This is a genomic window from Pseudomonas entomophila (assembly GCF_029478665.1).
Classification (GTDB): domain Bacteria; phylum Pseudomonadota; class Gammaproteobacteria; order Pseudomonadales; family Pseudomonadaceae; genus Aquipseudomonas; species Aquipseudomonas entomophila_F.
Genome location: NZ_JARPQB010000012.1, coordinates 24,891 through 36,396 on the forward strand (window position 1 = coordinate 24,891; position 11,506 = coordinate 36,396).

An 11,506-nucleotide genomic window follows, 5' to 3' on the forward strand; every position below is an offset into this window, starting at 1 on the left:
GCGCCTTTCTTCTATCAGGATTCTACCCACGCTCCGCGGTTGTCGACGCAGTGGTACAGCCGTTTCTGGGGGACGCATGCTGCAGAATATCAGGGACAATTCACAAGGTTGGATTGCCAAGACCATCATTGGCCTCATCGTCGTGCTCATGGCGTTGACCGGTTTCGAAGCCATCTTCCAAGCCGCCACCCATAGCCAGGACGCCGCCAAGGTAAACGGCCAGACCATCAGCCAGAACGAGCTGAGCCAGGCCGTCGACATGCAGCGCCGCCAGCTGATGCAACAGCTGGGCAAGGATTTCGACCCTGCGCTGCTGGACGAAAAGATGCTGCGCGAAGCCGCGCTCAAGGGGCTGATCGATCGCAAGCTGCTGTTGCAGGGTGCCGAAGATGCCAAGTTCGCTTTCTCCGAGGCCGCGCTGGATCAACTGATCCTGCAAACGCCTGAATTCCAGGTCGATGGCAAGTTCAGCGCCGAGCGCTTCGACTCGGTCATCCGCCAGATGGGCTACGGGCGCATGCAGTTCCGCGAGATGCTGGCCCAGGAAATGCTCATCGGCCAACTGCGCACCGGCCTGGCCGGCAGCAGCTTCGTCACTGACAAGCAGGTCGAAGCCTTCGCCCGTTTGGAGAAGCAGACCCGTGACTTCGCCGCGCTGACCTTCAAGGCCGACCCGGCCGCGGTCAAGGTGAGCGACGAGGAAGTCAAGGCACACTATGACCAGCACGCCAAGGAGTTCATGACCCCGGACCAGGTGGTCATCGACTACATCGAGCTGAAGAAGTCGGCCTTCTTCGACCAGGTCAAGGTCAACGACGACGAGCTCAAGGCATTGTACGAGAAGGAAATCGCCAACCTTGGCGAGCAGCGCCACGCCGCGCACATCCTGATCGAGGTCAACGACAAGACCTCCGATGCCCAGGCCAAGGCCCGCATCGAGGAAATCCAGCAACGCCTGGAAAAAGGCGAGGACTTCGCCAAGCTGGCCAAGGAGTTCTCCCAGGACCCGGGCTCCGCCAATGCAGGCGGTGACCTAGGCTTTGCTGGCCCAGGTGTGTACGACCCGACCTTCGAGGAGGCGCTGTACAAGCTGAACAAGGATCAGGTGTCCACCCCGGTGCGCACCCAGTTCGGCTACCACCTGGTCAAGCTGCTGGGCGTCCAGGCACCTGACGTACCGAGCTTCGCCAGCCTGAAGGACAAGCTGACCCACGAACTGAAGACCCAGCAAGTGGAGCAACGCTTCGTCGAGGCGACCAAGCAACTCGAGGATGCGGCATTCGAGGCATCCGACCTGGTCCAGCCTGCCCAGGACCTGGGCCTGAAAGTGCAGACCTCCGCAGCGTTCGGCCGTGAAGGCGGCGAAGGTATCACCGCCAACCGTGCGGTGATCCAGGCAGCCTTCAGCGAGCAGGTGCTGGAGGAGAGCGCCAACAGCAACGGCATCGAGCTGGATCCGGAGACCGTGGTGGTACTGCGGGTCAAGGAGCACCGCAAGCCTGAACAGTTGCCGCTGGAGGCCGTGGCCAAGAACATCAGCCAGCACCTGGCCAAGGAGAAGGCGACCGCCGAACTCAAGACCAAGGCCGACAAGCTGATCGCCGGCCTGCGTGATGGCTCGGTCAAGGCCGCCAGCCAGAGCTGGAAGGTCCAGGAAGCGGCGACCCGCGGTCAGGACGGTATCGACCCGGCCGAACTGCAGGCGGTGTTCCGCATGGCCAAGCCCGAGTCCAAGGACAAGCCCGTGTATGGCAGCGTGGTGCTGGGCGATGGCAGCCTGGTGGTCCTGCAGCTCAAGGGTGTAAACGAAGGCGCCGCCGCCACCGACGAGGAGAAGGGGCAGATTCGTCGCTACCTCGCTTCGCGTGCCGGTTCGCAGGACTTCGCGGCCTACCGCAAGTTGCTCGAAGGCAGTGCTGATATCACGCGCTACTGAGTGGTGCGCTGATCACGAAACAGGCCGCTTATGCGGCCTGTTTCGTTTCCAGCCATACGGCCTGTAGGAGCGGCTTTAGCCGCGATGCGGTCGACGCAGTACCTGAGCATCGGGCAGGGCCCCGGGCTAGCGTCGCTTACCTTCATGGGCATCCAGCGTGTCCCGCGCAATTTCCCGCCCCAGGGCAATCAACTCCGGCGCCTTGTAGAACTCGAAAAACCGGCAGACCCGCTTGGGCACGTTGATCAGCACATCGGGTGGATAGCCTGCGATCTTGTACTGCGCCAACGACGTCTGCATCACCTCGAAACTCTGGTTGATCAGGTCGAGCAGGGAGGCCGGGCCGACGTTGTCGATGATGAAAGAGCCCGTGGCTGATTTCGGGGCGCCTTCGCTTTCCGGTGCCGCTGCCGGCTGCTGGCCTTCGGGTTCGGCACTCTCGCCCAGCCAAGGGTTGGGGGGCGCCAGGCTCTCCACGGTGATCTCCTGCTCGATGCGCATCAATTGCTCTGCCGGCTTGCGGCGGAACGGCAGGCGTGAGCCGAGCGAACTGATCAGTGAGTCGAAACGCATCTTGAACGCCGCCGGGCGCTCGATCACGGGTAGCTGGTATTGCTTCTGGTTGGTGGCGTTGAGGTTGACCGCGATGATCAGGTCACAGTGGCTGGACACCACCGGAACGATCGGCAGTGGGTTGAGAATGCCGCCGTCGACCAGCATCCGATTGCCCTGCACCACAGGGGTGAACAGGCTGGGGATCGCCGCCGAGGCGCGCATGGCCTGATGCAGGCAACCCTCCTGGAACCAGATTTCCTGTTGGTTGGTCAGGTCGGTGGCCACCGCAGTGTAGGGAATGCGCAGTTGTTCGATGTTGATCTCACCGACGATCTTGCGAATCTGCCCGAACACCTTGTCGCCCCTTATGGCTCCCAGGCGAAAGCTCACATCGACCAGACGCAGCACGTCGAGGTAGTCCAGGCTTGCGATCCAGTTACGGTACTCATCCAGCTTCCCGGCGGCATAGATACCGCCGATCACGGCGCCCATCGAGCAGCCGGCGATACAGCCGATCTCGTAGCCACGTCGCTCGATTTCCTCGATCACGCCGATGTGCGCGTACCCTCGGGCGCCGCCCGAGCCGAGTACCAGTGCCACGCGTTTGCTCATGATTTTCCCCCCAGGCTTGTGCCACCATGGTCCAACAATGCACCCATTGCCGCCTGTGCTTCAATGTAGCCCGCGCTGAACTACGCTGAGCAGGGCACTTTTCGTTTGCTTTGCCGTCGAACGGCCACTTATGTCATACAGCCTTGAGGTATCACCGATGAAAGCTTGGATCACCCTTCCTCTGATTGCCCTGGCCCTGGCGGGTTGCGCGGGCAAGACGGCCTACCGCGACAGCTGTGCGACGCAGCTCGATGCCGCCTGGAAGGAGTTGGACCTGGCCAAGGCCGAAGGCTTCGCCGGCACCGTCAGTTACTCCAAGGCACTGTCGCTGCTGACCGGGGCCAAGACCCAGCAGCAGTTCGAAGGTTTCGAGGGCTGCACCCGCAAAGCCGAAAAGGCACGGTTCTATATTCGTGAGTCTCGCGCCGGGCGTTGACCCGAGGAGGGCGCCATGCTCGACCATGTGGTTTCCCAGGTACTTGCCCTCAACATACGCCTGCTGGCCTGCCGCGAGCGCCTGGCCGCGGATACCGACAGCGAGGCGCTGCACGACCTGCGCATAGCCCTGCGCCGTCTGCGCAGCTTGCTGCGGCCCTTGCGCGAACTCCCGGGTGTCGAGCAACTGGAAGGCGCCACGGCGTCGCTGGGTACGCTTACGACGCCGCTGCGCGATCGTGAGGTGCTGGCGGCGCAACTGATCGAGCATGGCCACCTGCAGGCGGGGCAGCGGCGCCTGGAGGGCAGGGCGCATACCTTCGCCAGTGTCGCGGCAAGCCCCCAACTGGCACGGGTGCTGGCGATCCTGGATGCCTTCCCGCAGTTTCTCCGGGCGGCGGATCGCGAGGGGTTGGCGAACAATCTCCGGCGCCGTATCGACAAGCGCCTGGAAAAACAGTGGCGCACGCTTGCCAAGGCGTTGGTAGACCCGGCCCACGATCGCCACCGCCTGCGCCTGCTGATCAAGCGGGTGCGCTACGGCGACGAAGCCTACCCGCAACTCGAGCATGCCCGCCGGCCGCTGCAGCGGTTGCTCAAGCGCGCGCAGGGCGACCTCGGCGACTGGCACGACCGTGTGCAGTGGTTGTTGCAGGTTCGCGAACACAGCGATCTGGCCGGTTGCAAGGTGGCCTGGGAGCGCGAGCTGCATGCGGCCGAGCGCCGCTCCGACATCACCCTCGAAGCGCTGCGCGAGGCCCTGGCGCGCCGATAGCCGCTGCAAATGACCGATATGCGGGCTGCCGCCGAAGCGGCCGCTGGTTAAGATCGAGACTTTTGCGCAGGAGCCTGGGGCATGAACTTCACTGATTTGATAGCGGCGGCGCGCGCGCACCCCGAGGCGGTCAGCGTGCCTGCCAGCTGGGCGCAGGGGCGGGCGGTATTCGGTGGGCTGATGGCGGCGATGGTGCATGAGGCGATGCGCCAGAAGCTGGTGGATGATCGCCCGGTGCGCTCGCTGGCCATCACCTTCGTCGGCCCTGCGGCACCGGATGTGCCGATCAGTCTCGAAGTCGAAGTGCTGCGCGAGGGCAAGGCGGTCAGCACGCTGCTTGGGCGCGCGGTGCAGGATGGCCAGGTCGTGACCTTGGTGCAGGGCAGCTTCGGTGCCGGGCGCCCGTCGGGGGTCGCGGTCGAGGCGCAGCCGGCCATGGCCATCAAGCCGCTGGAGCAATCGGCGCCTGAGCTGCCTTATATCAAGGGTGTGACCCCCGAGTTCATGCGCCATGTGGCATTGCGCTGGGCGATTGGCGGCCTGCCGTTCAGTGGCAACGACTCGCGGCACATGGGTGGCTGGGTGCGTTTGCGCGATGTGGCCGAGGGGCCGGTGGAAGTAGCGCATCTACTGGCGCTGGTCGATGCCTGGCCGCCAAGCCTGATGCCGTTCCTCAAGCAGCCTGCTGCCGGCAGCACCTTGACCTGGACCATCGAGTTCATTCAGCCCATGCCCAGTCTGTCGACCCTGGACTGGTGCCGCTACGTCGTCGAAACCGAGCATGCGCGCGATGGCTATGGGCATGCCGCGGCGGCGTTGTGGACGGCGCAAGGGGAATTGCTGGCGTTGAGCCGGCAGACGGTGACTGTTTTCGCTTGAGCGCTGGTGCTCACGTCCTCTGTAGGAACGGCTTCAGCCGCGATGCCGGCAACGCGGTGGCTGGTACCTGCTTCGCGGGTGATCGCGGCTAAAGCCGCTCCTACAGGCCTTGCGCATCAATGCCGATGCTTGTGCCGTTCGCGCCACGCACGCCACCAGGCGCCGCTGAGGACAAACCGCGGGAAGGTGATGAACTGCTCGGTCAGCAGTCGTTGCACGGCGTCCTTGCGGTTGGCGAAGGGCTCGGGTTGTTCGGCCTCCAGGCGGTGCCCCTGGCGCTGCAGGCCGAGGCCGGCAATCAGGGCAATGACGCCAACGGCAATCTGCGACAGCTCCAGTTCGAACAGCCCCGACAGCACCAGCAGCGCGCCCAGGATGAACAGCGGCACGGCGATCAGGTGCAGGACCAGGTTGGTCGGGTGGCGGTGATTGTGGTGGTAGCCACGCCATTGCCAGGCGGGCAGGTTGGGCAGTCGTTTGCTCATGGACAGGTTCCTCGCAGGGATGTCCAAAGCTTAGTGCGGCCCCCGGGTGGGGGCCAATCGAGGCTGGCTATGGTGGCTATAGCATGGCCTAGAGCTTGAGCTGGCCGATCGCCTTGTTCAGCTCGCCGGCCAGGGTAGCCAGTTCGCTGCTGGTGGTGGCCGAGCCCACGGTCTGCTGCACCGTCTCTTCGGTGACATCGCGGATGCTCACCACCGCACGGTTCATCTCTTCGGCCACCTGGCTCTGCTGCTCGGCCGCCACCGCGATCTGGGTGTTGCTCTCGCGCATCTGCGCCACCGCGCTGGTGATCTCGGCCAGGGCCTCCCCGGCCTCGCGGGCCTGCTTGACGCAATCGTCGGCCTTGTACGAGCTCTCCTGCATGAAATCCACTGCGTCACGGGTGCCGGCCTGCAGGTCGGCGACCATGGTGGTGATCTCATCGGTGGAGGTCTGCACGCGCTTGGCCAGGTTGCGTACTTCGTCGGCGACCACGGCGAACCCGCGGCCCAGGTCACCGGCCCGGGCCGCCTCGATGGCAGCGTTGAGGGCGAGCAGGTTGGTCTGTTCGGCGATGCTGTGGATCACGCCGACGACGCCGTTGATTTTCTGGCTGTCGTCGGCCAGCTGACGAATCATCTCGGCGGTCTGTTGCACGCCGCTGGACAGGCCGGCGATCGAGTCCTGCACGCGGCTGACCACGGCCTGGCCGCTACCGGCGAGGGTGTCGGCGGTCTGCGACAGGTCGCGAGTGGCGCCGGCGTGCTGAGCGATGTGGTGCACGGTGGCGGTCATTTCGTTGATCGCCGTGGCGGCCTGGTCGGTCTCGCTTTGCTGGCCGATCATGCCGTGGCGCACCTCGCTCATGCTGCCGGCCAGGCGTGCAGCACCCGAGTCGAGCTGGGCCGCGGTGCGCGCCACGGTGCTGACCACGCGGTGGTAGGTGGCCTGCATGGCGTTGAAGGCCCCCGCCATCTGGCCAACCTCGTCGCCACAGGCCAACGGAACCCGGGCCGAGAGATCACCGGTTTTTTCGACGTGGAGCATCACATCCTTGAGCGTGTTGAGCTGGCTGAGCAGGAAGCGGATCAGCAACTGCGAGGCGCACAGCATGGCCAGCATCAGGATCAGCACACAGACGGCATAATTGCTGAAACGTTCGAAATAGACTTGGCGCAGGCTAGGGGATTGGGCGAGAACGGCCAGGTGCTGGTCGCCCTGGCGAATCACGTGGGCGCCGAACAGAGGGTTGTCGCCGAGGATCCAGGCGGCGGGCAGGGCGACCCAGCCTTGGGCATCGCGCAGGGCTTCCAGGGGTTCGCCGGCAAAGGTGGGGGGCTGGCCGCTGCGCCAGGTGATCAGGTTGCCTTGGGTGGGCAGGGGCTGCCCGGCTGGCCAGGCGGCCAGCAGCTGGGCCTGGTTCTGCACCTGGGCCTCGACGCCGCTGGCGCGGGCCTGTTGCTCCAGGTACACGGCGTAGAGCACGAGCATCAGGGTGGTGACGAACGCCACCGCGTTGACGGCCCAGAACTTGTACTTCAGGGAAATATTGCTAAGCCAGGCACCCATGGTAGGTCTTCTCTGAGTTGGCGGAAACATTATTGGCAAGGTGCCATCATTGTGCCCGCCAAGGCCAGAACCCTTCTTGATATGCGTCAAGAAACCTCAGGCAGGCCAAAGAAGGTGCGGGCGCAGGCGGTGGTGTGTGCCGCGGTGTGTTCGGCCGTTTCAGCGCGATGCAGCGCCACCTCGCGCAGCACCTCGGGCAGGAAGGCCGGTTCGTTGCGGCCGTTCTTCGGTTTCGGGCGCAGGCTGCGTGGCAGCAGGTAGGGCGCGTCGCTTTCCAGCATCAGGCGGCCTGCCGGGATGTTGCCCACCAGCGGATGCAGGTGAGTGCCGCGACGCTCATCGCAGATCCAGCCGGTGATGCCGATATGCAGGTCCAGGTCGAGGTAGGCGAACAGCGCCTGGCGCTCACCGGTGAAACAGTGCACCACGGCGGCGGGCAGTTGGTCGCGGTAGCCCTTGAGGATGGCCAGCAGGCGCTCGCTGGCGTCGCGCTCGTGGAGGAACACCGGCAGGCGCAATTCGACGGCCAGGGCAAGTTGCGCCTCCAGGGCCTTTTCCTGCTGGGGGCGTGGGGAGAAGTCGCGGTTGAAGTCCAGGCCGCATTCACCCACGGCCCTGACCCTGGGTTGCGCGAGCAGGTCGCGCAGTCGCCGCTCGCTGTCGGCATTCCAGTGGCTGGCGTCGTGGGGGTGCACACCGGCAGTGCTGAACAGGCGTTGGCCGGTCTCATCCAGCTGCTGGCACAGTTCGAGTGCCGCATGGCTCACGTCCAGGCTGGTGCCGGTGAGCACCAGCTGTGCCACGCCGGCCTGCACGGCGCGTTCGACGACCGCTGCTTGCTGGTCGTGAAAACTGCTGTTGGTCAGGTTGACGCCGATATCGATCAGTTGCATGTTGCTACCTCGTGCCGCGGGGCGGCCAGCATAGCAAAAACCGGTAAAACGCGGAAAATTCAAGAACTTCAAACGTTTGCCGTTGTCTTTTGCAGCCATTTATCAAGGATCGATCACAGCACATGGTGCTCGCCAACCCCTTTCGGACCCTTTCCTCCATGCTGCGAACCTTGCTGATCACGTTACTGGTGTCCGGGGCGATCATGATCGGGCCAGCCCATGCCGCACAGCCGGGGCCTCAGCAGCATGTGCCGGCCGGCAAGGTGCGCGACTTGGAGCAGGTGCGCTCGAGCAAGGTGCTGCGGGTGCTGGTCAACCAGAGCCGTAATAGCTCCGGCGAGGTCAAGGGCGAGCCGGTAGGCGTCGAATACTATCGGTTGAGGTCACTGGAGCATGCGCTCAACACGCGTGCTGCCGACGGCCAGGAAATCCGACTGAAGATCATTCCGCGGGCCAAGGAGCAGCTGATCGGCGCTTTGCTGCGCGGCGAGGGGGATTTGGCCGCGCCCGGCGAACTGCTCGACCCGACCCAGGTGCTGGGCGTCGAAGCCAGTGCACCGGTGGTGGACCAGGTGCCCTTGCTGCTGGTTGGGCGCAAAGGCGACCGTAGCTACAGCCATGTTGAGCAGTTGTCCGGGCGCACCATCGCCTTGACCAGCGCCAGCGCCGCGGGTGCGGCGATCCAGGTCATCAACCAGCAGCTGCAATTGCGTAAACGGGCACCGATCAAGGTGGAATGGGTCGACCCGACCCTGGCGGTGGAGGATGTGCTGGAGATGGTCCAGGCCGGCATCTACCCGCTGACCGTGGTCGAGCGGCCGATCGCCCAGCGCTGGGCGCGGGTGATGCCGCGCCTGCGCCTGGATGGCAAGGTGGCGCTGGCGCAACCCGGGGCGATGCGCTGGTATGTGCGGCGCGACGCCCCTCAGTTGAAGGCCGCAGTCGATCGCTTCCTGGCCAGTTACCGGGCACCGGAGAACCAGGATGCCGCGTTCGAGCGTATCTACCGGCGCCAGTACCGGGTGCACAACCCGCTGGCCAGCAAGGACCGCCAGCGCTTGGCGTCTTTGCGTCCGGTGTTGCAGAAACATGGCGGCGACCTGCAGATCGACTGGCTCAACCTGGCGGCCCTGGCCTACAAGGAGTCGACCCTGGACCCCTCGGCAAGGGGTATGGGCGGTGCCCATGGGCTGATGCAGATCACCCCGTCGGCGGCCAAGCGTGTCGGGGTTGGCAACACCGCCACGGTCGACGGTAATGTCCAGGCCAGTGCGCGCTACCTGGCCATGATCCGCCGGCGCTTCTTCGCCAGCCCCCAGCTCAATGAGCGTGAGCGCATGGCGTTCGTCCTGGCGGCCTACAATCTCGGCCCGGAGCGGGTCCAGGCCATGCGCGCCGAGGCGCGGCGGCGCGGCCTCAATGGCAACCAGTGGTTCTTCCAGACCGAACGTGTCGCGATGGAGCAGGTCGGCATGGGGCCGGTGAACTTCGTCAACAGCGTGAACAAATACTTCCTGGCGTTCAATCGTGAGCGGGCGTCGCTCGAGCGGGTGGCGAAGCGCTGAACAATCTAATTAATCGATATTAAAGACGCATTATTTGCGATTTTATTATCTGTTGATTTGATTAAGATGGCGCTCATCCCACACACACATCTGCTCACCCAAGGAAGCAAGAAATGAACAACTCCCTCAAAGCCCTGTTTGCCACCCGCGCCGGTTTCGGTCTGAGCGTCGTGCGTATCCTGGTCGGTGTCATCTTCATGGCCCACGGCGCCCAGAAACTGTTCGGTCTGTTTGGTGGCTACGGCCTGGAAGGCACCGGTCAGTGGATGGAGAGCATCGGCCTGGCGCCGGGCTATTTCATGGCCCTGCTGTCCGGCAGCGCCGAGTTCTTCGGCGGCCTGGCCCTGGTGCTCGGCCTGCTGGCCCGCCCCGCGGCGCTGGCCCTGACCGTGACCCTGGTCGTGGCGATCTTCTCGGTGCATATCAATAACGGCCTGTTCATGTCCAACAACGGTTATGAGTTCGCCCTGGCCTTGATGGCCGGTACCGTGGCGGTGCTGATCGAGGGCGCGGGCCGACTGTCGCTGGATCGCTTGATCGCACGTTGAAGCAGGGTCTTGTGTAGGAGCGGCTTTGGCCGCGATGCAACCTACGCGGAGTCTGGCACCCGCTTGGCGGGTGTTCGCGGCTAAAGCCGCTCCTACAGAGGTGGCGCAGGGCTGAGGCTGGCGTGATCGCGGTGGGAGCGGGCTTGCCCCGCGATTACGTTTGAACATCCGCTTGTAACTTCAAGCGTCAGCCTCTAGCATACGGACTGCGCCGATTTAAACAGCTACTTGCGGGGCGCGGGAGAAGCCCCGGTGGGTCATCCGAAATACCGCTAAAGCGCTGGTTCGGTGACGCCTCCCACCGCTGCCCAGCGGGTTCAGCGAGGCGGAGAGAGACTCCATGAGTTGCCCACGTACCAGTGTCTGTTTGACCCCCCTGGCCAAGAATCAGGCCTCCCGCACCCCGCGCATCCTGCTCGGCGGCCAGCATCAACCCACGCTTTTACGCAATCTCGACGGTTTCTCCCGACGCAAGGGCCAGGCCTGCGCCTTTCTCATCCAGTTCTCCGATACCTGTGATCAGCTCGACCAGTACGGCAACGACCGCTTCGACCTGGCCGTGATCCCGGCACCGGCGGCCGAAGATGCCGCCGAAGTCATCGGCCAGCTGACCCGCATCGCTCGCCAAGGCCTGATCACACGCCCTTGAACGGCATGTCGCCACCGCGCGTTTTTCGCTAAGCTCGGTCACTCGGTGGGCGCCCTGGCGCCTGCCGCGGATGCACTGAGGAGACAGTCGTTGAGCACCAACATCATCACGACGGAAGGTCATGAAGCCCTGAAGAAGGAGCTCGACCATCTGTGGCGGGTCTATCGCCCGGAAATCACCCAGAAGGTGACCTGGGCGGCATCGCTTGGCGATCGCAGCGAGAACGCCGACTACCAGTACAACAAGAAGCTGTTGCGCGAGATCGACCGTCGCGTGCGCTACCTGCGCAAGCGCCTGGAGGACGTCAAGGTCGTCGCCTATTCGCCGCAGCAGGAAGGCAAGGTGTTCTTCGGCGCGTGGGTCGAGATCGAGAATGACGACGGCGAGCAGCTGAAGTTTCGTATCGTCGGTTATGACGAGATCCATGGGCGCAACGATTACATCTCCATCGACTCGCCCATGGCGCGTGCCCTGCTCAAGAAAGAGGAGGGCGACGAGGTGGTGGTGCATACGCCCACGGGCGAGGCCACCTGGTATGTCAATACCATCAGTTACGACCTGACGTGATCTCTGTAGGAGCGGCTTAAGCCGCGATCACCCGCTTCGC

At 64.2% G+C, this 11,506-nt stretch carries 12 protein-coding genes; 8 read left to right on the forward strand and 4 right to left on the reverse strand.

Going from position 1 to position 11,506, the window contains the following annotated elements; all coding sequences use genetic code 11:
- Positions 1 to 76 precede the first annotated feature (76 nt).
- Positions 77 to 1,936 (forward strand): SurA N-terminal domain-containing protein, encoded by a 1,860-nt coding sequence (locus tag P5705_RS08120; RefSeq protein ID WP_277460333.1) that lies wholly within the window; start codon positions 77 to 79, stop codon positions 1,934 to 1,936.
- Positions 1,937 to 2,062: 126 nt separating this feature from the next.
- Here P5705_RS08120 and P5705_RS08125 read toward each other — a convergent pair whose 3' ends face one another.
- The gene (locus tag P5705_RS08125) at positions 2,063 to 3,103 is read right to left on the reverse strand and encodes a patatin-like phospholipase family protein (RefSeq protein WP_277460334.1); all 1,041 of its coding nucleotides are present in this window, start codon (positions 3,101 to 3,103) and stop codon (positions 2,063 to 2,065) included.
- A 157-nt stretch (positions 3,104 to 3,260) separates the two neighbouring features.
- Between P5705_RS08125 and P5705_RS08130 the strand changes: the two genes are divergently transcribed.
- The 3 genes from P5705_RS08130 to P5705_RS08140 all read left to right on the forward strand — a co-directional run bounded on the left by P5705_RS08130 (position 3,261) and on the right by P5705_RS08140 (position 5,192).
- The gene (locus P5705_RS08130) at positions 3,261 to 3,539 is read left to right on the forward strand and encodes a hypothetical protein (protein ID WP_046854892.1); all 279 of its coding nucleotides are present in this window, start codon (positions 3,261 to 3,263) and stop codon (positions 3,537 to 3,539) included.
- 15 nt (positions 3,540 to 3,554) lie between these two features.
- Entirely contained in the window at positions 3,555 to 4,313 is a 759-nt protein-coding gene (locus P5705_RS08135) for a CHAD domain-containing protein (RefSeq protein ID WP_277460335.1), read from the forward strand.
- Positions 4,314 to 4,394: 81 nt separating this feature from the next.
- On the forward strand, positions 4,395 to 5,192 hold the full coding sequence (locus P5705_RS08140; RefSeq protein ID WP_277460336.1) for an acyl-CoA thioesterase: 798 nt from the start codon (positions 4,395 to 4,397) through the stop codon (positions 5,190 to 5,192).
- A 116-nt stretch (positions 5,193 to 5,308) separates the two neighbouring features.
- On the opposite strand, the gene P5705_RS08145 is transcribed toward P5705_RS08140, so the two are convergent.
- From P5705_RS08145 to P5705_RS08155, 3 genes are all read right to left on the reverse strand, one after another.
- Complete coding sequence (locus P5705_RS08145) at positions 5,309 to 5,677, reverse strand: Mpo1-like protein (protein WP_277460338.1); 369 nt, start codon at positions 5,675 to 5,677, stop codon at positions 5,309 to 5,311.
- 88 nt (positions 5,678 to 5,765) lie between these two features.
- On the reverse strand, positions 5,766 to 7,244 hold the full coding sequence (locus P5705_RS08150) for a methyl-accepting chemotaxis protein (protein WP_277460339.1): 1,479 nt from the start codon (positions 7,242 to 7,244) through the stop codon (positions 5,766 to 5,768).
- An 86-nt stretch (positions 7,245 to 7,330) separates the two neighbouring features.
- Positions 7,331 to 8,137: a TatD family hydrolase gene (locus tag P5705_RS08155; protein WP_277460340.1), complete on the reverse strand. Its 807-nt coding sequence runs from the start codon at positions 8,135 to 8,137 to the stop codon at positions 7,331 to 7,333.
- Between the two features lie 158 nt (positions 8,138 to 8,295).
- Between P5705_RS08155 and P5705_RS08160 the strand changes: the two genes are divergently transcribed.
- The 4 genes from P5705_RS08160 to greB all read left to right on the forward strand — a co-directional run bounded on the left by P5705_RS08160 (position 8,296) and on the right by greB (position 11,466).
- Positions 8,296 to 9,702, forward strand: a complete 1,407-nt coding sequence (locus P5705_RS08160; RefSeq protein WP_277460341.1) for a transglycosylase SLT domain-containing protein — start codon at positions 8,296 to 8,298, stop codon at positions 9,700 to 9,702.
- A gap of 113 nt (positions 9,703 to 9,815) precedes the next feature.
- On the forward strand, positions 9,816 to 10,250 hold the full coding sequence (locus tag P5705_RS08165; RefSeq protein WP_277460342.1) for a DoxX family protein: 435 nt from the start codon (positions 9,816 to 9,818) through the stop codon (positions 10,248 to 10,250).
- 340 nt (positions 10,251 to 10,590) lie between these two features.
- The gene (locus P5705_RS08170; RefSeq protein WP_011533128.1) at positions 10,591 to 10,899 is read left to right on the forward strand and encodes a hypothetical protein; all 309 of its coding nucleotides are present in this window, start codon (positions 10,591 to 10,593) and stop codon (positions 10,897 to 10,899) included.
- A 90-nt stretch (positions 10,900 to 10,989) separates the two neighbouring features.
- Positions 10,990 to 11,466: a transcription elongation factor GreB gene (gene greB / locus P5705_RS08175; RefSeq protein ID WP_277460343.1), complete on the forward strand. Its 477-nt coding sequence runs from the start codon at positions 10,990 to 10,992 to the stop codon at positions 11,464 to 11,466.
- The last annotated feature ends 40 nt before the right edge of the window (positions 11,467 to 11,506 follow it).

Excerpts from the sequence above, each read along its gene's own strand:
- P5705_RS08120 (WP_277460333.1), top strand. The coding sequence starts at position 77 with ATGCTGCAGAATATCAGGGACAATTCACAAGGTTGGATTGCCAAGACC.
- P5705_RS08125 (WP_277460334.1), bottom strand. The coding sequence starts at position 3,103 with ATGAGCAAACGCGTGGCACTGGTACTCGGCTCGGGCGGCGCCCGAGGG.
- P5705_RS08130 (WP_046854892.1), top strand. The coding sequence starts at position 3,261 with ATGAAAGCTTGGATCACCCTTCCTCTGATTGCCCTGGCCCTGGCGGGT.
- P5705_RS08135 (WP_277460335.1), top strand. The coding sequence starts at position 3,555 with ATGCTCGACCATGTGGTTTCCCAGGTACTTGCCCTCAACATACGCCTG.
- P5705_RS08140 (WP_277460336.1), top strand. The coding sequence starts at position 4,395 with ATGAACTTCACTGATTTGATAGCGGCGGCGCGCGCGCACCCCGAGGCG.
- P5705_RS08145 (WP_277460338.1), bottom strand. The coding sequence starts at position 5,677 with ATGAGCAAACGACTGCCCAACCTGCCCGCCTGGCAATGGCGTGGCTAC.
- P5705_RS08150 (WP_277460339.1), bottom strand. The coding sequence starts at position 7,244 with ATGGGTGCCTGGCTTAGCAATATTTCCCTGAAGTACAAGTTCTGGGCC.
- P5705_RS08155 (WP_277460340.1), bottom strand. The coding sequence starts at position 8,137 with ATGCAACTGATCGATATCGGCGTCAACCTGACCAACAGCAGTTTTCAC.
- P5705_RS08160 (WP_277460341.1), top strand. The coding sequence starts at position 8,296 with ATGCTGCGAACCTTGCTGATCACGTTACTGGTGTCCGGGGCGATCATG.
- P5705_RS08165 (WP_277460342.1), top strand. The coding sequence starts at position 9,816 with ATGAACAACTCCCTCAAAGCCCTGTTTGCCACCCGCGCCGGTTTCGGT.
- P5705_RS08170 (WP_011533128.1), top strand. The coding sequence starts at position 10,591 with ATGAGTTGCCCACGTACCAGTGTCTGTTTGACCCCCCTGGCCAAGAAT.